Source organism: Micromonospora sediminicola, assembly GCF_900089585.1.
Taxonomy (GTDB): domain Bacteria; phylum Actinomycetota; class Actinomycetes; order Mycobacteriales; family Micromonosporaceae; genus Micromonospora; species Micromonospora sediminicola.
Genome location: NZ_FLRH01000003.1, coordinates 4193448 through 4213944, shown reverse-complemented (window position 1 = coordinate 4213944; position 20497 = coordinate 4193448). Strand labels below are relative to the sequence as shown.

Here is a 20497-nt window from a genome sequence, read left to right as displayed (position 1 = left end):
GGAGCAGGGAGTGGGACATCATGAGTGATCTGCCGGCGCCGGAGTTCCCCGCCTGGCCGCAGTTCGGCGACGAGGAGCGGACCGGCCTCGTCCGGGCCCTGGAACAGGGCCAGTGGTGGCGCGTCGGGGGCGACGAGGTCGACACGTTCGAGGCCGAGTTCGCCGCGTACCACGGCGCGCCGTACGCGCTGGCCGTCACCAACGGCACCCACGCGCTGGAGGTGGCGCTGGAGGTGCTCGGCGTCGGCCCCGGCACCGAGGTGATCGTCCCCGCCTTCACGTTCATCTCCTCGTCGCTGGCCGCGCAGCGCCTCGGCGCGGTGGCCGTGCCCGTCGACGTCGACCCGGACACCTACTGCGTCGACCCGGACGCGGTCGCCGCCGCCATCACCCCGCGCACGCGGGTGGTGATGCCGGTGCACATGGCCGGGCAGTTCGCCGACATGGACGCGCTCGACAAGATCGCCGCAGACGCCGGAGTCGCGCTGCTCCAGGACGCCGCGCACGCCCACGGCGCGCGGTGGCAGGGCAAGCGGGTCGGCGAACTCGGCTCCGTCGCCGCGTTCAGCTTCCAGAACGGCAAGCTGATGACCGCCGGCGAGGGCGGCGCGGTGCTCTTCCCCGACGAGGAGAGCTACGAGAAGGCGTTCCTCGTGCACAGCTGCGGCCGGCCCCGCACCGACCGCGACTACCTGCACCGCACCACCGGCTCGAACTACCGGATGAACGAGTTCAGCGCCGCCGTGCTGCGCGCCCAACTGTCCCGGCTGGACGGTCAGATCGCGCTGCGCGAGCAGCGCTGGCCGCTGCTGGCGAGCCTGCTCGCCGAGATCCCCGGCGTGGTGCCGCAGGGCCGCGACGAACGCGGTGACCGCAACCCGCACTACATGGCCATGTTCCGCGTACCCGGGATCACCATCGAACGCCGTCGGGCCGTGGTCGACGCGTTGATCGCCCGGGGCATCCCGGCGTTCGTGGCGTTCCGCGCGATCTACCGGTGCGACGGGTTCTGGCTGGCCGGCGCGCCGGACGAGACCGTCGAGCAGATCGCGGCACGGTGCCCGAACACCGAGCAGATCCACGCCGACTGCATCTGGCTGCACCACCGCACGCTGCTCGGCACCGAGGAGCAGATGCACCTGATCGCCGCCGTGCTCGCCGACGTGCTGGCCGGATGACCGGGTCGCAGCCGGCCGCCGCGCCGGGGCGTACCGTCCGGGTCGCGGTGGCCGGCCTCGGCTGGGCCGGACGGCAGATCTGGCTGCCCCGGCTCGCCGCGCACCCCCGGTTCACGGTCACCGCCGTGGTCGACCCGGACGCCGCCGCCCGGGACCGGGCGCGCGCCGACCACGGCGTCCCCGACGCGTACGCGGACGTGGCCGACCTGCCCGCGGGCGCGGCCGACCTCGTGGTGGTCGCGGTGCCCAACCACCTGCACGCCGTCGTCGCGGCCCGGCTGCTGCGCCGGGGCGTACCGGTGTTCCTGGAGAAGCCGGTCTGCCTCACCTCGGCCGAGGCGGACGACCTGGCCGACGCGGAGCGCTCCGGTGGGGCGGTGCTGCTGGCCGGCAGCGCCGCGCGCTACCGGGCCGACGTGCGTGCCCTGGTCGACGCCGCAGCCGGTCTCGGTCCGGTCCGGCACGTCGACGTGGCCTGGGTACGCGCCCGCGGCGTGCCCGACGCCGGCGGCTGGTTCACCCGGCGCGACCTCTCCGGCGGCGGCGCGCTGGTCGACCTCGGCTGGCACCTGCTCGACACCGTGCTGCCGTTGCTCGGGCCGGCCCCGGTCGCGCACGTCGTGGGCAGCGTCTCCGACGACTTCGTCAACGACGACGCCGCGCGGGCCGCCTGGCGTGGCACCGCCGGCACCGGCGGGCGAGGCGACGTCGAGGACACCGCCCGGGCCTTCCTGCTCACCGCCGACGGCGCGTCCGCCGCCCTGCACGCCTGCTGGGCGTCGCACGAGGCGCGCGACCGGACCACCGTCTCCGTGCACGGCACCGCCGGGTCGGTGACGTTGCGCTGCACGTTCGGGTTCAGCCCCAACCGGGACGCCACGCCGGAGCTGACCCGTACCCGCGACGGGGAGACGGTCCGCCTGCCGCTGCCCGCCGAGCCCATCGGCGCCGAGTACGACCGGCAGCTCGACGCCCTGCCCGACCTGCTCGCCGACCCGGCGAGCCGGGGCGTGGCCGCGGCCGACGCCCGCCGCACCATCGACGCCATCGAACGCGTCTACCGCTGCGCCCGGCCCACCCCGCCGGTGCACGCGTTGGCGGGAGCGCGCGACCGGTGAGAACCACCGGCGACCTCACCCACCGGGAGCAGCCATGAGCCAGCCGCCGTCCACCGCCGGCGCCGCCGTCCTCGCCCCCCGACCGGGCCCGATCCGGGCCGTCGTGTTCGACCTCGACGGGGTCGTGGTCGACAGCTCGGCGGTGATGCGTGAGGCGTTCAGCATCGCGTACGCCGAGGTGGTCGGCGGCGGGCCGGCGCCGTTCGAGGAGTACAACCGGCACATGGGGCGGTACTTCCCGGACATCATGCGGCTGATGGGGCTGCCGCTGGAGATGGAGGGACCGTTCGTCCGGGAGAGCTACCGGCTGGCCCACCGGGTGCCGCTGTTCCCCGGTGTCCGCGAGACGCTGGAGGCGCTGCACGAGCGGGGGATCCGGATGGCGGTGGCCACCGGCAAGAGCGGGCCGCGCGCCCGGTCGCTGCTCGACCTGCTCGGCGTGCTCGCCCTGTTCGACCACGTGATCGGCTCGGACGAGGTGCCCCGGCCCAAGCCCGCCCCGGACATCGTGCTGCGCGCGTTGGACCTGCTGGGCATGCCGCCGACCGCGGCGATGATGGTCGGTGACGCGATCACGGACCTGACCAGCGGCCGGGAGGCCGGGGTGACCACGGTCGCCACCACCTGGCACGGCGGCGACGTGACGGCCCTGCTCGCGGCCGGCCCCGACCTGGTCGCCCACAAACCCGACGAGCTGCTCACCCACTGCGCCGCCCGTGATCCACACCAGCTCGGGGAGATGGCGGGGTCCGAGCGCGGTTGACACCGCCACCTCGGCGAGATGGTGGGCGCTGGCTTGGCCGGAGTCTCCAGGAGACGTGCCAAGCCAGCGTGCCCGGGCTGGTTCAGCCGCCGTCACCCCCTCCCGTGTCGGAGGGGTTCGGAGGTGGTGACACCGGCCGTGCGAGCTCACCCACCGATGTCGACGGCTGGTCGCTCGTCGACGTTGGTGGTGGTCGCTCTTCCCCGGCGGTGTCGCCAAGGTGCCCTTCCGGCGCCTTGGCCCAGAACTTGATATGGAACGCAAACGGCTGCCACGAGATCTCGAAGGCTCCGCCTGTCTTGGTCGACTTCCTCACGAGGTCGAGCGTCAACAGGAGCAGCCCGGTCGAGATCACGAGGGAAACGACCGCTGCGACCAGTCGCGCGGCGTCTCCCACGGTTGCGTCCCGCTAGCAGTATCTGTTCATTGCGGGGTTCACCCTTCAGCCCGGGACTTGCCGGCCTACAGGTCAGTGGCCGGCCGACGACGTCTGGTGGTGTGCCTCCCTCGTGCTCACCGCGATCCTCATGGGGACCGCGTCGCTCACGCCTCTCGGAGGTCTCTTCCGCGCCACGTGAGGAACAGCGCCACCGGCCCCGGGATTGCCCTGACGGGCGCTCCGTGCTGACGAGGCCGACGCGAGGGAATACTCCCCTCCTTCGCATCGAAGCTTACTACTGTTCGACGACGTCCGGTCACTGGAGACGTGGTGTGGAGATGCTCGTGAGTGCGGCGCGGACCTCGGCCTCCGGCACGTCGGGGACCAGTTCCGGGCCCGCCGGGCCGTCGAGCACGAAGGACAGGCCGGCGGTGGACTTCTTGTCCCGCCGCATGAACGCGATCAGCTCGTCGGCGTCCACCCCCGACGGCAGGCCGGTGTCGAGGCCGTAGCCGGCGACCACCTCGTGGTGCTCGGTGACCCGCGCGGCGGGGATCCGGCCCAGCCGGCCGGCCAGCCGGCCCGCGAAGACCGTCCCGACGCCGACCGCCTCGCCGTGGCGCAGCCGGAAGTCGGTGGCCCGCTCCAGCGCGTGCCCCAGCGTGTGGCCGTAGTTGAGGATGTGCCGCAGTCCCGCGTCGCGTTCGTCGGCGGCCACCACCCGGGCCTTGAGCGCCACGCACGCGGTGATCTGCTCGGTCACGGTCCGCCCGCGCAGATCGCCGGTGCCGATGAAGTGGGCGCGGGCGATCTCCCCGTAGCCGTTGCGCCGCTCCACCTCCGGCAACGTGCCCAGGTAGTCGGTGTCGCAGAGCACCGCGCGCGGCTGCCAGTAGACGCCGACCAGGTTCTTGCCCTCGGGCAGGTTCACCGCCGTCTTCCCGCCCACGCTGGCGTCCACCTGGGCCAGCAGCGACGTCGGCAGGTGGAGCACCGCGACGCCCCGGTGGTAGAGGCCGGCGGCCAGACCCACCACGTCGGTGGTGGTGCCGCCGCCGCAGGAGACCACCGCGTCGGCGCGGGTCAGCCCGAACCCGGCGAACGCCCGGCACAGCGACTCCACGGTGGCCAGCGTCTTGTCGTGCTCGCCGTCGCGGGCCGGCACGACCCGGTGCGGCACGCCCGGGTCGGGCGTCCACTCCGGCGGCCGGGCCGAGACCACCACGACCCGGCGGGCGCCGACGCGCGCCACCTCCGCCGCCAGCCGGTGCCGTACCCCGGGCCCGACGACCACCGGGTACGACCGGTCGCCCAGCTCCACGTCGACGGTACGGGCGCCCACGCTGCCCTGGACGGTCATGCGACTCTCCCGTCGGTCGAGGAAACCACTGTCAGCCGGCCCGTCCGCCGGGTGCGGACACGCCCGGCCCGGCCATCCGCAGCGCCAGCGCGGCCAGCGAGTCGACGGCCGGGTCGATGCCCCACCGGCGGTGGCTCAGCTGGGCGTGCGTCGCGATCAGGAAGCCGCGCGGCGCGGCCGGGTGGTCCTGCGCGGCCACCTCGCCGACCCGGTCCAGGTAGCGACCCCAGGCCGCCGCCACCGGGTCCTCGGCCAGCGGCAGGTCGCCGGCGGCCAGCACGATCTTGTCCGCGCCGGCCTGCGCCTGCGCGGCCAGGTCCCGGCGCTGCGCCCCGGTCAGCGGGCGGCTGCGGTCCTGCCAGTGCAGGAACAGGAAGGCCGCCCGGTCGCCGGCCGGCACCAACCCGCACAGGTGCCGCAGGTGCGCCACCGCCAGCGGCAGCTCCAGCCCGGCCAGCCACGGCGGCTCGCCGCCGAGCAGCGTCAACGCCAGCTCACTGCCGGCGTGCGCGAGCGGACCGCCGCGCGCCGGGTCCCGCACCGTGTACGCCGGGGGCGCCGGCCGGGCGGCCGGGCCGAGACGGTCGCGCGCCAGGTCGAGCGCGGCGGGCCCGGCGTGCAGGCCCAGCCGCAGCCGCGTCGGGGCGGGGGAGTCGAGGCGGTCGAAGAACCAGCACACCCCCGGGTCGGCGGTGCGCACCTCGGCGACCAGCCGCGCCACCACGGTGCCGACCAGCTCGGCCGCCCGCACGTCCACGCACCCCGTGCCGGGCACGGCGAGGTCGGCGAACAACCAGGAGCGGTCCATGGCACCTCGACTGTCGGCGGTGGGTACGCGGCGTCCTCGGGGCGAGCCCATCATCACCGCGCCGCCCCGCCGGACCACCCGCGCGCGGCCGGGAACCGGGGTCCGGTTAGGGGGCGACAGGGGTAGGTCGCCGCCGGGCCGCTGGCCAGACTTGGGCCGTTACGGCGAGGGACGGATGTGGTGACATGCTGCGCAGTGACCTGGTCCAGCCGGTGCCGGAGCTGCTCCGGGCCCACGCCGACCGGCTGCCGGACCGGGTGGCGTTCCGCGACGCGGACCGGGCGGTGGACTGGGCCGGGCTGGAGGCGGTCACCCGGCGGCTGGCCGGGCACCTGGTCGACGCCGGTGTGGCCCGGGGCGACCGGGTCGCGTTCTGCCTGGGCAACCGGGTGGAGACGGTGGAGACCTGGCTGGCCGTGACCAGGGCCGCCGCGGTCGGCGTACCGCTGAACCCGCGCAGCACCGACGCGGAGCTGGCCCACCTGCTGGACGACTCCGGCGCGGTGCTGGTGGTCACCGACCCGGGACACCTCGACCAGCTCCGGCGGCTGCGCGCGGACCGGCCCGACCTGCGGATCTGGGTGACCGGAGACGGGCCGTACCCGGACGGGGCGACCCCATGGCCGGCGCTCGTCGACGCGCCGCCGGTCGCCGACGCCCGCGACGACCTCGGCCTGGACGAGGTCGCCTGGATGCTCTACACCTCCGGCACCACCGGCCGGCCCAAGGGCGTGCTCTCCACCCAGCGCACCTGCCTGTGGTCGGTGGCCGCCTGCTATGTGCCGGTGCCGGACCTGACCTCCGCCGACCGGGTGGTCTGGCCGCTGCCGCTGTTCCACAGCCTCTCCCACATCGGCTGCGTGCTGAGCGTGACCGCGGTCGGCGCGAGCGCCCGCCTGGTCGACGGGTTCGCCGCCGCCGACGTGCTGCGCGCGGTCGCCGAGGACGAGGCGACCGTGCTGGCCGGTGTCCCGGCCATGTACCACCACCTGGTCGCCGCCGCCCGCGCGGACGGGTTCCGCGCACCGGCGCTGCGGATCTGCCTGGTCGGCGGCGCGATCACCACCGGGGAGCTGCGCCGCGCGTTCGAGGAGGTCTTCGACGCGCCGCTGCTCGACGCGTACGGCAGCACCGAGACGTGCGGCTCGATCGCGGTGACCCGGCCGGACCGGCCCCGGGTCGAGGGCTCGTGCGGGCAGCCGGTGACCGGCGTCGACGTCCGCCTGGTCAGCCCGGAGACCGGCCGGGACGTGGCGACCGGCGACGAGGGCGAGGTGTGGGTGCGCGGGCCGGGGGTCATGGTCGGCTACCACGGGTTGCCCGAGGCGACCGCGGCGGCGCTGCGCGACGGCTGGTACCGCACCGGCGACCTGGCCCGCCGCGACGGCGACGGGAACCTCTTCGTCACCGGCCGGCACCGCGAACTGATCATCCGGGGCGGGGAGAAGGTGCACCCGGTCGAGGTGGAGGACGTGCTGCGGGCCGTGCCCGGCGTCGCCGACGTGGCGGTGACCGGCCGCCCGCACGAGGTGCTCGGCGAGGTGCCGGTGGCCTACGTGGTGCCCGCGCCGGAGGGCTTCGCGCCGGCCGCCGCGTACGCCGCCTGCCGGGAACGGCTCGCGTACCACAAGGTGCCGCAGGAGCTGTACGAGATCGACGCGGTGCCCCGTACCGCCTCGGGGAAGGTCACCCGGCGGCTGCTGCGGGAGCGACCGGCCCGCCTGCGGGGGGTCAACGGCACCCACCACGAGGCGCTGACCCGACTCACCTGGCGGCCCCTCGAACCGGCCGCCGCAGCCGACGTCGGCCGGCGCTGGGCGGTGGTCGGCGCCGACGCCGAGCCCGTCGCCGCCGCGCTCGCCACCGAGGGAGCGGGCGTCCACACCGGACCGCCCGACGCCGGTACCGACGTGCTGGTGGTGGTCGACGCCGACCCGACCGCGCTCGACGGGTGGCTCGACGACGGCCGGTACGCCGACGCCCGGGTGCTGGTGCTGACCAGCGGCGCGGTGGACGCGTCCACGGCCGACGCGCCGGACGACCCCGACCTCGTCCCGGCCGCCGACGTCGCGTGGGCCCGGGCGCGCTGCCGGCAGGCCGCGGACCCGGGCCGGATCGTGCTCGTCGACACCGACGGCGACCCCCGCTCGACCGCGCTGCTGCCGTCAGTGGTGGACGCCGCAGCGGCGCAGGTCGCGCTGCGCGCCGGCACCGCCCGGTACGCCGCCCCCGCGCCGGCCGGCGCGCCGGCCCGGGAGCGTGCCGCCACGGTGCTCGACCCGTCCGTGCCGGTGGCGCTCGTCGGCGCGGACACCGAGGAGGGCGCGACGCTGGCCCGGCACCTGACCGGTGCGCACGGCGCCCGCACCGTGTGGCTGGCCCCCGTCGACCGGACCGCTCGGGCGCCGGCGCTCGCCGGGACCGGCGCCGAGATCACCGCGCACCGGTTCCCCGACGCGGACGCGGGACCGGCCGGTCACCACGACCCGTCCACCCCACCGCTCGGCGCGGCGGTGCTGCGGCTGTCCGACGCCGACCTGGACGACCCGGACCGCGCCGCCCGGCTGCTCGACCTCGCCGGCCGGCTGGACCTGCGCACCCGGCACGCCGGCGCCACCGCGTACACCGTGCTCGTCCCCGCCGACCTGCTGCTCGGCGCGGCCGGACGGGAGAGCGCGGCCGGCGCGGTCGCCGCGCTGCACGCGTTGGTCGCCCGGCGGCACGCGGCCGGGTTGCCGGCCCGGCTGGTCGGCGTGGCCGGACCGGCGTGGGCCGAGACGGCCGCGTTCGACGCCGCGCACGACGGCGACGACCTGGTGCTGGTGGCCGAACCGGCCGACCGGGTGGCCACCCACCCGGCGTGGCGCGGCCCGGCCCGCGCGGACGGCGACGCGGACGCGTTGCGCCGCCGGCTCGCCGCGCTCACCACCGCCGCCGGCGACCGGGTCCTGGCCGACCTGGTCCGCGCGAGCACCGCCGAGGTCGCCGGGCTGCCCGGGCCGGGCGCGGTCCGGCCGGACCGGGCGTTCACCGACCTGGGATTCACCTCCGTCCGCGCGGTCGCGCTGCGGGACCGGCTGAACCGGGCCACCGGGGCGCGGCTGTCCGCCACCGCCGCGTTCGACCACCCCACCCCCGCCGCGCTCGCCCGGCACCTGGCCACGCTGCTGCGCGGCGCCGCCGCCCCGGACGCCGGGCACCGGTCGGGCCCGGTCGTCACCGACGACCCGGTGGCCATCGTCGCCATGGCCTGCCGGCTGCCCGGCGGCGTCACCGGCCCCGAGGAGCTGTGGGACCTGCTGGACTCCGGGCGGGAGGGACTGACCGGGTTCCCCACCGACCGGGGCTGGGACCTGACCCACCTCTTCTCCGACGACCCCGACCGGCCCGGCACCTCGTACGCGCGGGTCGGCGGGTTCCTGGCCGGCGCCGGGGACTTCGACGCCACCCTGTTCGCCATCAGCCCGCGCGAGGCCCTCGCGACGGACCCGCAGCAACGGCTGCTGCTGGAGACGTCCTGGGAGCTGTTCGAGCGGGCCGGGATCGACCCGACCGCGCTGCGCGGCAGCGCCACCGGTGTGTTCACCGGCGTGATGCACCACGACTACGCGGCCCAGGTGGGGCAGGCGCCGCCCGGCACCGAGGGCTACCTCGGCGTGGGCACCGCCGGCAGCGTGGTGTCCGGGCGGGTCGCGTACGCGCTGGGCCTGGAGGGGCCCGCGGTGACCGTGGACACCGCCTGCTCGTCCTCGCTGGTGGCGCTGCACCTGGCCGCGCAGGCGCTGCGCGCCGGGGACTGCTCCCTCGCGGTGGCCGGCGGCGTCGCCGTGATGGGCACCCCGCAGGCGTTCGTCGAGTTCAGCCGCCAGCGCGGCCTCGCCCCGGACGGCCGGTGCAAGGCGTTCGCCGACGCCGCCGACGGCACCGGCTGGTCCGAGGGCGTCGCCGTGCTGCTGCTGGAACGGCTCAGCGACGCGCGCCGTCACGGCCACCCGGTGCTGGCGCTGCTGCGCGCCTCCGCGGTCAACTCCGACGGCGCGTCCAACGGGCTGACCGCGCCCAACGGCCCGGCCCAGGAACGGGTCATCCGCCGGGCGCTGGCCGCCGCCGGGCTCGGACCGGGCGACGTGGACGCGGTCGAGGCGCACGGCACCGGCACCCGGCTCGGCGACCCGATCGAGGCGCAGGCGCTGCTGGCCACGTACGGCCGGGGCCGGGACGCGGCCACGCCGCTGCTGCTCGGCTCGCTCAAGTCGAACCTCGGGCACACCCAGGCGGCGGCCGGCGCGGCCGGGGTGATGAAGATGGTGCTGGCGCTGCGCCACGGGACGCTGCCGCGCACGCTGCACGTGGACGCGCCGACCCGCGAGGTGGACTGGTCGGCCGGCGCGGTGGAGCTGCTGACCGAGGCCCGGCCGTGGCCCGAGGTCGACCGCCCGCACCGGGCCGGCGTCTCCTCGTTCGGCATCAGCGGCACCAACGCCCACGTCATCGTCGAGGCCCCACCCGCCGCGCCGGCCGCGCCGACCGCCGACCGGGCCACGCCCGCCACCGTGCCGTGGCTGCTCTCCGCCGCCAGCCGGGAGGGCCTGCGCGACCAGGCGGCCCGACTGTCCACCTGGCTCGACCGGCACGAGGCCGACCCGGCCGACGTGGCGTACGCGCTGGCCACCACCCGGGCGGCGCTGGAGCATCGGGCGGCGCTGCTGGTCCGCGACCCGGCCGACGCCCGCGCCGGGCTGACCGCGTTGAGTCGGGGCGACGCGGAACCGGCCGGGGTGCTCACCGGCCGGGTCGGCGACGGGCGGCTCGCCGTGCTGTTCGGCGGGCAGGGCGGGCAACGCCCCGGCATGGGCCGGGAGCTGCGCGAGACGTACCCGGTCTACGCCGAGGCGTTCGACGCCGCCTGCGCGGAACTGGACCGGCACCTCGCCGGGCACGTCCCGCACCCGGTCGCCGACGTGGTCCTCGCCCCCGCCGGCGACGCCCGTGCCGACCTGCTCGACCAGACCGGCTACACCCAGCCCGCGCTGTTCGCCGTCGAGGTGGCGCTGCACCGGCTGCTCGAATCCTGGGGCGTCCGCCCCGACCTGCTGCTCGGCCACTCGATCGGCGAGCTGGCCGCCGCGCACGTGGCCGGCGTGTTCCCGCTCGCCGACGCGGCGGCGCTGGTCGCCGCGCGGGCCCGGCTCATGCAGGCGCTGCCGGTCGGCGGCGCGATGGTCGCGGTCGAGGCGGACGAGACGGAGGTGCGACCCCACCTCACCGACCGGGTCGGGTTGGCCGCGGTGAACGGGCCGACCGCCGTGGTCCTCTCCGGTGACGCCGACGCGGTCGACGCGGTCGCCGCGACGCTGCGCGCCGCCGGCCGCCGGACCAGCCGGCTGCGCGTGTCGCACGCGTTCCACTCGCCCCGGATGGCGCCGATGCTCGACGCGTTCCGCGCGGTCGCCGCCGGACTGACCTACCGCGCGCCGCAGGTGCCGGTGGTGTCCACGCTCACCGGCGCGCCGGTCGACCCGGCCCGGCTCGCCTCGCCCGAGCACTGGGTCGCGCACGTCCGCGACACCGTGCGCTTCCGCGACGGCGTCCGCGCGCTGCGCGCCGAGGGCGCCACCACGTTCCTCGAGGTCGGTCCCGGCGGCGTGCTCACCGCGATGGCCGCCGACTGCCTCGCCGACGGCGGCGACGACCTCGCCTGCGTGCCGACCCTACGCGGCGGCGTGCCCGAACCGGTGGCGCTGCTCACCGCCGTGTCCGGGCTGCACGTGCGTGGCGTGCCGGTCGACCGGGCCGCACTGGCCGGGCCGGGCCCGCACGCGCCCGTCCCGCTGCCCACCTACGCGTTCCGGCACCGGCACTACTGGCTGCCCGCCGCACCCGGCGCGCCGACCGGCGACACCGGGCACCCTCTGCTCGCCACCGTGCTGCCGGTGGCCGGCACCGGCCAGGTGGTCGCCACCGGCCGGTTCACCACCTCCCGACCGGCCACGCCGGACGGCGCCGCGCCGCTGCTGCCCGGGTCCGCGCTGCTCGACGCGCTCAGCCACCTCGGGGAGCGGCTCGACGCGCCGGTGCTGGAGCGCCTGCGCACGCCCGAACCGGTGCCGCTGCCCGCCGGGCTGGCCGTCGACCTCCAGATCGACGTCGCCGGACCGGACGGGACCGGCCGCCGGGTCGCCCGCTGCCACATCCGCGCCGGCGAGCACGAGCCCTGGCGGGCCGTCGCCGACGCCACGCTCGCCCCGGCCGATCCGCTCGCCGCGCCGGGTGTACCGGCCGTGACCTGGCCGCCGGCCGGCGCCCGGCCGGTCGACGCGGCGCACCCGCTGCTGCGGGCCGCCTGGACCGCCGGGGACCGGCTGCACCTCGACGTGCGGCTGCCCGACGACGCCGCCGACCCGGACGCCGAGCGGTACGGCGTGCACCCCGACGTGCTCGACGCCGCGCTGCGCCTGCTCCCGCTGGCCGGGTTCGCCCCGCCCGCCGGGCCGGGGGAGCGGATCGAGCCGACCGGGTGGACCGGCGTGCGCCGGCACGCCACCGGCGCGTACGCGCTGCGGCTCACCCTGGCCCCGGCCGGCGCGGACGGGGTGACGCTCAGCGCCGTCGACGACGCCGGCCGCCCGGTGCTCGACGTCGACCGGATCGCGCTGCGGGCCGTGGCGGCGCCGGCGGCCGGCGCGCCGACCCCGGAGACCGCCCCGGCCGGCCTGTACACGGTGGACTGGACGCCCGCGCCGACCGGGCCGGTGCCCACGTGGACGCTCGCCGACGCCGTACCCCCGGCCGGGCCGCTGCCCCCGGTGCTGGTGCTGCGCCTGCCCGACGGCGACCCGGCCGCCACCGTCGCGCAGCGGGCCGACACGATCGGCCGGGACCTGCTGGGGGTGCTGCGCCGCTGGCTCGACGACCCGCGCGCCTCCGACACCACGCTGGCGGTCGCGGTCCGCGACGGCGACCCGGCGCACGCCCCGGCCGCCGGCCTGCTGCGCGTCGCCCGCGCCGAACACCCCGACCGGTTCCTGCTGCTGCACCTCGACGCCACCGACGACGCCACGGTCCGCGCCGCGCTCGCCGCCGCCGACGACGAGCCGGAAATCGCGGTGCGCGACGGCCGGGCCCTGCTGCCCCGGCTGCGCCCGGCCGGTGAACCGGAGACCGACGCGCCGCCCGCGCTGGCCAGCGGCGCGGTCCTGGTCACCGGCGGCACCGGCGGCGTCGGCCGGCACGTCGCCACCCACCTGGTCGAGGCGTACGGGGTGCGCGAGCTGGTGCTGCTCGGCCGCACCGCCCGGCCCGCACTCTGGATCGACGAGCTGACCGGGGCCGGTGTCACCGTCCGGCTGGTCGCCGCCGACGTGGCCGACCGGGACGCCCTCGCCGCCGTGCTCGCCCCGCTCGCCGACCGGCTGGTCGCGGTGGTGCACGCCGCCGGCGCCACCGCCGACGCCCTGCTCACCGACCTCGACCCGGACCGCTGGGCGGTGGCGCTGCGGGCCAAGGTGCACGGCGCCTGGCACCTGCACGAGCTGACCGCCGACCTCGACCTGGCCGCGTTCGTGCTGTTCTCCTCCGCCTCGGCCACCTTCGGCAGCCCCGGCCAGGGCAACTACGCCGCCGGCAACGCGTTCCTCGACGCGCTCGCCGCGTACCGCCGCGACCGGGGGCTGCCGGGCACCGCGCTCGCCTGGGGCCTGTGGGCCGAGACCGAGGGGATGGCCGGCCGGCTCGGTGCCGCCGACCTCGCCCGGCTCGCCCGCGCCGGCACCCGGCCGCTGGACACCCCCGCCGCACTGGCGCTGTTCGACGCCGCGCTGCGCGCCGGACCGGCGCAGCTGGTGCCGATCGGGCTGGACCTGGCCGCGGTCCGCGCCGGAGGGGAGGTGCCGGCACTGCTGCGGGCGCTGCTGCCGCCGCCCCCGCGCCGGGCCGTCGTCGCCGAGCCGGGCGCCGGGACGGGAACCGGCCTCGCCGACCGGCTGGCCGGACTCGGCGAGCCGGACCGGGCCGCGCTGCTGCTGGACCTGGTCCGCGCCCGCTGCGCGACGGTCCTCGGCCACGCCGGTCCGGAGCTGGTCGAGCCGCGCCGGCCGTTCAAGGACCTCGGCTTCGACTCGCTGATGGCGGTGGAACTGAGCAACCGGCTCGCCGCCGCCACCGGCGTCCGGCTCGCCCCGCACGCGGTGTTCAACCACCCCACCCCGGAACTGCTCGCCGCGCACCTGCACGCCCGGCTGCTCGGCACCACCGCCACCGAGGTCGCCGACGCCACCACCGTGGCGCTGGACGAACCGGTCGCGGTGGTCGCCATGGCCTGCCGGTTCCCCGGCGGCATCGGCTCCCCGGAGGAGCTGTGGCGGCTGCTCGACGCCGGCGGCGAGGTGATCGGCGAGCTGCCCACCGACCGGGGCTGGCCGCTGGCCGACCTGTACGACCCGGAGCCCGGCACCCCCGGCCGCACCTACACCCGCGCGGGCGGCTTCCTCACAGGCCTGGCCGACTTCGACGCCGCGTTCTTCGGCATCAGCCCGCGCGAGGCCCTGGCCATGGACCCGCAGCACCGGCTGCTGCTGGAGACGTCCTGGGAGGCGCTGGAACGGGCCGGCATCGACCCGGACACGCTGCGCGGCAGCCGTACCGGCGTGTTCGCCGGCACCCACGGCCAGGACTACACCGACCGGATCGCCCCCGGCGCCACCTCCGACGACGGGGAGACCACCGCCGACGAGGGGCACCTGCTCACCGGCACCGCCGCGAGCGTCCTGTCCGGACGGGTCGCGTACGCGCTCGGCCTGGAAGGGCCGGCGGTCACCGTGGACACGGCCTGCTCCGCGTCCCTGGTGGCGTTGCACCTGGCCGCGCAGGCGCTGCGGCAGGGCGACTGCGACCTGGCCCTCGCCGGCGGCGTGTCGGTGCTGTCCGGCCCCGCCGGGCTGACCGGATTCAGCCGCCAGCGCGGCCTCGCCCCGGACGGCCGGTGCAAGGCGTTCGCCGAGGAGGCCGACGGGTTCGGCATGTCCGAGGGCGTCGGCGTGCTGGTGGTGGAACGGCTCTCCGACGCCCGCCGGCGCGGCCACCCGGTGCTGGCCCTGGTGCGCGGCTCCGCGGTGAACTCCGACGGCGCGTCCAACGGGCTCACCGCCCCGAACGGGCCGTCCCAGGAACGGGTGATCCGGGCCGCGCTCGCCGCCGCCGGCCTCGACCCCGCCGACGTGGACGCGGTCGAGGCGCACGGCACCGGCACCCCGCTCGGCGACCCGATCGAGGCCGAGGCGCTCCTGGCCACCTACGGCCGGCGGCCGGACGACGTCGCGCCGCTGCTGCTCGGCTCGGTCAAGTCCAACCTCGGCCACACCCAGGCCGCGGCCGGCGTGGCCGGCGTGCTCAAGGTCGTCCTCGCCATGCGGCACGGCCGGCTGCCCCGCACGCTGCACGCCGAGCGCCCCACCAGCCGGGTCGACTGGGCGGCCGGCGCGGTCGACCTGCTCACCGAGGCCCGGCCCTGGCCGCGCGCCGACCGGCCGGCCCGCGCCGGCGTCTCCTCGTTCGGCATCAGCGGCACCAACGCCCACGTGGTGGTCGAGGCCGCGCCGCCCGAGCCGGCCGCCGACCCGCAACCGCCGGCCGGGCCGGCGGCGCTGCCGTGGCTGCTCTCCGCGCGTACCCCGGAGGCGCTGGCCGGGCAGGCCCGCCGGCTGCGCGCCCACCTCGCCGACCGCCCCGACCAGCGGCCGCTGGACGTGGCCTGGTCGCTGGCCACCACCCGGTCCGGCTTCGACCACCGGGCGGTGGTCGTCGCCGACCAGGCCGGTGTCGCCGCCGCCCTGGACGCGCTCGCCGCCGGTCAGCCCGCCACCGACCTGGTACGCGGTGAGCCCACCGTCACCGGCCGGGTGGTGTTCGTCTTCCCCGGCCAGGGCTCCCAGTGGGCCGGCATGGCGCTGGACCTGCTCGACGAGTCACCGGTGTTCGCCGAACGGATGGCCGCCTGCGACGCCGCGCTGCGGCCGTGGCTGGAGCACCCGCTGCGCGACCTGCTGCGCCAGGCGCCCGGCGTGCCCGCGCTGGACCGGGCCGACGTGGTGCAGCCGCTGCTGTTCGCGGTGATGGTGTCGCTGGCCGAGCTGTGGCGCTCGTACGGCGTACAGCCCGCCGCCGTGGTCGGCCACTCGCAGGGCGAGATCGCCGCCGCCTGCGTTGCCGGGGTGCTGTCCCTGCCGGACGCGGCCCGGCTGGTGGCGTTGCGCGCCCGCGCGCTGCGCCGGCTGGCCGGCGCGGGGGAGATGGCGGCCGTGCCGTTGGCCGTCGACGCGGTCCGCGCGCGGGTGGCCCGCTACGGCGACCGGCTGGCCGTGGCCGCGGTGAACGGACCGGCCAGCGTGGTGGTCTCCGGCGAGCCGGCGGCGGTGGACGAGTTCGCCGCCGAGCTGGCCGCCGACCGGGTGCGGCTGCGCCGCGTCCCGATCGACTACGCCTCGCACTCCCCGCAGGTGGAACGGATCCGCGCCGAGCTGGCCGAGGCCGTCGCCGGTGTCACGCCCGGCCCGGCCGCCGTGCCGATCTACTCCACCACCGACCTGCGCTGGCTCGACGGCCCGGAGATGGACGCCGACTACTGGTACCGCAACCTGCGCCAACCGGTCGAGCTGGCCGACGCGATCCGGGCGGTCGCCACCGAGGGCCACGACACCTACGTGGAGTGCAGTCCGCATCCGGTGCTGACGCCCGGCATCGACCAGACGCTCCAGGAGCACGACCGCCCGGCCGTGGTGGTCGGCTCGTTGCAGCGCGACCGGGGCGACCGGGCCCGGTTCCTGCTCGCCGTCGCGCAGCTGCACGTGCGCGGGGTGCCCGTCGACTGGCAGCCGGCCCTGGCCGGTGGCCGCCGGGTCGACCTGCCCACGTACGCGTTCGCCCGCCGCCGCTACTGGCCCCGGCCGGTCGGCGGCGCCGCCGACGTCGGCGCGGCCGGCCTGGCCGACGTCGGTCACCCGCTGCTCGGCGCGTCGGTGCCGCTGGCCGACGGCTCGGGGCACCTGTTCACCGGCCGGCTGGCGGTCGGCGAGCAGCAGTGGCTGGCCGACCACCGGGTCGCCGGCCGGGTGCTGGTGCCCGGCACCGGCCTGGTCGAGCTGTGCCTGCGCGCCGGCGACGAGGTCGGCTGCCCGGTCCTCGACGAACTGGTCATCGAGGCGCCGCTCACCCTGCCGGAGGACGCGGCCACCCAGGTCCAGGTGGCCGTCGGACCGGCCGCCGACGACGGCCGCCGCCCGGTCGCCGTGCACTCCCGACCCGCCGACGGGCCGGCCGGCGCGGCGTGGACCCGGCACGGCAGCGGCACGCTCTCCGCCGCCGGCACCACCCCGACGACGACCACCCCGACGACGACCGCCCCGCCGCCGGACGCCCCCGCCGTCGACCTGACCGGCTTCTACGAGCGCCTGGTGGACGAGGGGTACGGCTACGGACCCGCGTTCCGAGGGCTGCGGGCCGTGCGGGCCGGCGCCGACGAGGTGTACGCCGAGGTGGAGCTGCCACCCGGCCCGCGCGGCGACGCCGACCGGTACGCGCTGCACCCGGCGCTGCTCGACGCCGCCCTGCACGCGGCGCACTTCGGTGGCCTGGCCGACGCCGGCGGCGACCGGATCCTGCTGCCGTTCGCCTGGAACGGTCTCACCCTGCACGCGTCCGGCGCGACGTCGTTGCGGGTCCGGCTGGGCCGGGTCGGCCCGCACGCGTTCGCGCTGACCGCCACCGACCCGACCGGTGCCCCGGTGGTCGAGGCGGCGTCGCTGGCCATGCGGCCGATCTCCCGCACCGAGCTGGGCGCCCGGGACGACGCGGTCACCGACGCGCTGTTCCACCTGACCTGGCAGCCGCTGCCGACGCCAGCCGCGCCGGCGCCGGCCCGGATCGCGGTGCTCGCCGCCCCGACCGACCGGCCGGTCCTGACCGACCGGCCCGCCGCGGCCGACCCGACGGCCCCGGCCGACGTTGCCGCCGTCGCCGACGCGGCCGATCCGCCGGCCCCGGCCGACCCTGCGGCTTCGGCCGATCTGCCGCGCTACGCGGATCTGGTCGCGCTGGCCGCCGCGATCGACGCCGGGATCCCGACGCCGGACGCGGTGCTCGCGCCGCTCACGGCCGGGATCGTGACGAGCGACGGTACGTCCGCAACGACGACCCGCGCCACCGGCAGGCCCACCGCGACCGACGACGACGCGGCGGCGGGGGACCGGGCGCGGCGGCTCGCCGGGGACACGCTCGCGCTGGTGCAGCGGTGGCTGGCCGAGCCGCGCTGGGCCGACACCCGCCTGGTGCTGCTCACCTTCGGCGCGGTCGGCGTGCACGGCCCCGGCGAGGTCGACGACCCGGACGCCGCCGCGGCGTGGGGCCTGGTCCGCTCCGCCCAGTCGGAGCACCCGGATCGGTTCGTGCTGCTCGACGCCGACACCGCGCCCGACGCGGCCACCCTGTCCACGCTGCTCGCCGCCGACGAGCCGCAGGTGGCGCTGCGCGACGGCGGCGCGTACGTGCCCCGGCTGGCCCGCCGCGCCGACGCGCCCACGCTCACCCCGCCGGCCGACGCGACCGCGTGGCGGCTGGACGTGCCCCGGCGGGGCAGCCTCGACCACCTCGCGCTGGTGCCCACCGACGCGGCCGACGCGCCGCTGCGCCCGCGCGAGGTGCGGGTACGGGTCCGCGCCGCCGGCCTGAACTTCCGCGACGTGCTCAACGCGCTCGGCCTCTACCCGGGCGACCCGGGTCCGCCCGGCGGCGAGGCGGCCGGCGTGGTCACCGAGGTCGGCGCCGAGGTCACCGACCTGCGCCCCGGCGACCGGGTGCTCGGCGTGTTCACCGGCTGCTTCGGCCCGGTCGCGGTCACCGACCGGCGGCTGCTGATGCCGGTGCCGGACGGCTGGACCGACGCGCAGGCCGCGACCGTGCCGGTGGTGTTCCTGACCGCCTGGCGGGGACTGGTCGGGCTGGGCGGCCTGCGGGCCGGCGAGTCGGTGCTGGTGCACGCGGCGGCCGGCGGCGTCGGCATGGCGGCGGTGCAGATCGCCCGCCACCTCGGCGCCGAGGTGTTCGCCACCGCCAGCCCGGGCAAGTGGCCCGCGCTGCGCGAGCTGGGTGTCCCCGAGGACCACCTGGCGTCGTCCCGCACGCTCGACTTCGAGGCCCGGTTCCGCGCGGTCACCGGCGGACGCGGCGTGGACGTGGTGCTCGACTCGCTGGCCCGCGAGTTCGTCGACGCGTCGCTGCGGCTGCTGCCGCGCGGCGGACGGTTCCTGGAGATGGGCAAGACCGACCTGCGCGACCCGGCCCGGGTCGCCGCCGACCACCCGGGCGTCGACTACCGGGCGTACGACCTGACGCAGGTCGACCCGGACGAGATCCAGCGGATGCTCACCGAGCTGCTGGCGTTGTTCGCCGCCGGCGCGCTGCGGCCGCTGCCGGTGCGCGCCTGGGACGTCCGGCAGGCCCCGGACGCGTTGCGCCACGTCAGCCAGGCCCGGCACGTCGGCAAGGTGGTGCTCACCATGCCGGAACGGTGGGACCCGGACGGCACGGTGCTGCTCACCGGCGGCACCGGGCTGCTCGGCGGCCTGGTGGCCCGCCGGCTGGTCACCGGGCACGGGGTACGGCACCTGCTGCTGGCCAGCCGGGGCGGCCCGGACGCGTCCGGCGCGGCCGACCTCGCCGCCGAGCTGACCGCGCTCGGCGCCACCGTCACCGTCGCCGCCGCCGACGTGGCCGACCGGGACGCCGTCGCCGGGCTGCTCGCCGGCGTGCCGGCCGCGCACCCGCTGACCGCCGTGGTGCACCTGGCCGGCGTGCTCGACGACGGGGTGGTCACCGCGCTCACCCCGGAGCGGATCGACACCGTCTTCCGGCCCAAGGTGGACGCCGCCCGGCACCTCGACGAGCTGACCCGCGACCTCGACCTCGCCGGCTTCGTGCTGTTCACCTCCGGCGCCGGCGTGTTCGGCGTACCCGGGCAGGGCAACTACGCCGCCGCCAACGCCTGGCTGGACGCGCTGGCCCGCCGCCGGCGCGGCGCGGGCCTGCCGGCCCGCGCGTACGCCTGGGGTCTGTGGGCGCAGGCCAGCACGCTGACCGTCGGCGTGGACCGCGCGAGCACGGCCCGCGACGGGCAGCTCGCCATCCCGTCCGACCTGGGCATGGCCCTGTTCGACGCCGGCCTCACCGCGCCCGAGGAACACCTCGTGCCCACCCGGGTCGACCGGGCCGCGCTGGCCGCACGGCCCGGCGTGCCGGCGCTGATGCGCGGGCTGGTCCGCCCGGACCGGCCCCGCGCCCGGGCCGGCGCGGCCACCGGCGGGACGGACCTGGGCGCACGGCTGCGCGCGCTCACCGGCGCGGAACAGGCCGCGCTGCTGCTCGACCTGGTCCGGGCCACCGCCGCGGCGGTGCTCGGCCACGGCAGCCCGGACGCGATCCGGGAGGGCCAGGCCTTCCACGAGATGGGTTTCGACTCGCTCACCGCGGTCGAGCTGCGCAACCGGCTCACCGAGGCGACCGGGGAGCGGCTGCCCGCCACCGCGGTCTTCGACTACCCGGACCCGGCCGCGCTCGCCGCGTACCTGCGGTCCCGGCTCGTGCCCGACGGCGGGCAGGCCGCCCCGGCGGTCCTGGCCGAGCTGGAACGCCTGGAGCGGGCGCTGGCCGAGACGACCGTCGAGGCCGACCTGCACAGCCAGGTGGCGGCGCGGCTGGAGGTGCTGGTGGCCAAGTGGCGGACCATGCGCGGCGCCTCCGCCGGCGACCACGACCTGGACCTCGACCGGGCCAGCGACGACGAGATCTTCAGCCTGATCGACACGGAACTCGGGCTGTAGCGGCCCAGCGGACGAACGAGGGAC

The 20497-nt window shown here is 77.6% G+C and carries 7 protein-coding genes; 4 read left to right on the top strand and 3 right to left on the bottom strand.

The window, feature by feature from the left end:
- Window positions 1-20: 20 nt before the first annotated feature.
- Genes GA0070622_RS19340 through GA0070622_RS19330 form a run of 3 tightly spaced genes read left to right on the top strand, consistent with a single transcriptional unit; the run spans window position 21 to window position 3059 of the window.
- Window positions 21-1178 (top strand): DegT/DnrJ/EryC1/StrS family aminotransferase, encoded by a 1158-nt coding sequence (locus GA0070622_RS19340; RefSeq protein ID WP_091574916.1) that lies wholly within the window; start codon window positions 21-23, stop codon window positions 1176-1178.
- Window positions 1175-2296 (top strand): Gfo/Idh/MocA family protein, encoded by a 1122-nt coding sequence (locus tag GA0070622_RS19335; RefSeq protein WP_091574913.1) that lies wholly within the window; start codon window positions 1175-1177, stop codon window positions 2294-2296. The genes GA0070622_RS19340 and GA0070622_RS19335 overlap by 4 nt, the downstream gene beginning before the upstream one ends.
- A 34-nt stretch (window positions 2297-2330) precedes the next feature.
- Complete coding sequence (locus GA0070622_RS19330) at window positions 2331-3059, top strand: HAD-IA family hydrolase (protein ID WP_091574910.1); 729 nt, start codon at window positions 2331-2333, stop codon at window positions 3057-3059.
- 82 nt (window positions 3060-3141) lie between these two features.
- Here the strand turns inward: GA0070622_RS19330 and GA0070622_RS32090 are convergent, their stop codons facing one another.
- The 3 genes from GA0070622_RS32090 to GA0070622_RS19320 form a co-directional block, all read right to left on the bottom strand.
- Window positions 3142-3456 (bottom strand): hypothetical protein, encoded by a 315-nt coding sequence (locus GA0070622_RS32090; RefSeq protein WP_141684594.1) that lies wholly within the window; start codon window positions 3454-3456, stop codon window positions 3142-3144.
- 298 nt (window positions 3457-3754) lie between these two features.
- Window positions 3755-4798 carry a 3-dehydroquinate synthase family protein gene (locus GA0070622_RS19325; RefSeq protein WP_091574906.1) on the bottom strand — a complete coding sequence of 348 codons (1044 nt, stop codon included), beginning with the start codon at window positions 4796-4798 and terminating at the stop codon, window positions 3755-3757.
- Window positions 4799-4829: 31 nt separating this feature from the next.
- Window positions 4830-5606 (bottom strand): hypothetical protein, encoded by a 777-nt coding sequence (locus GA0070622_RS19320; protein ID WP_091574903.1) that lies wholly within the window; start codon window positions 5604-5606, stop codon window positions 4830-4832.
- 185 nt (window positions 5607-5791) lie between these two features.
- On the opposite strand from GA0070622_RS19320, the gene GA0070622_RS19315 reads away from it, so the two are divergent.
- Window positions 5792-20473 carry a type I polyketide synthase gene (locus GA0070622_RS19315; RefSeq protein WP_091574899.1) on the top strand — a complete coding sequence of 4894 codons (14682 nt, stop codon included), beginning with the start codon at window positions 5792-5794 and terminating at the stop codon, window positions 20471-20473.
- Window positions 20474-20497 lie beyond the last annotated feature (24 nt).

What these genes read in the sequence shown, in the direction of transcription:
- GA0070622_RS19315 (WP_091574899.1), top strand. Translation starts at nt 5,792, where the DNA reads ATGCTGCGCAGTGACCTGGTCCAGCCGGTGCCGGAGCTGCTCCGGGCC.
- GA0070622_RS19325 (WP_091574906.1), bottom strand. Translation starts at nt 4,798, where the DNA reads ATGACCGTCCAGGGCAGCGTGGGCGCCCGTACCGTCGACGTGGAGCTG.
- GA0070622_RS19320 (WP_091574903.1), bottom strand. Translation starts at nt 5,606, where the DNA reads ATGGACCGCTCCTGGTTGTTCGCCGACCTCGCCGTGCCCGGCACGGGG.
- GA0070622_RS19330 (WP_091574910.1), top strand. Translation starts at nt 2,331, where the DNA reads ATGAGCCAGCCGCCGTCCACCGCCGGCGCCGCCGTCCTCGCCCCCCGA.
- GA0070622_RS19335 (WP_091574913.1), top strand. Translation starts at nt 1,175, where the DNA reads ATGACCGGGTCGCAGCCGGCCGCCGCGCCGGGGCGTACCGTCCGGGTC.
- GA0070622_RS19340 (WP_091574916.1), top strand. Translation starts at nt 21, where the DNA reads ATGAGTGATCTGCCGGCGCCGGAGTTCCCCGCCTGGCCGCAGTTCGGC.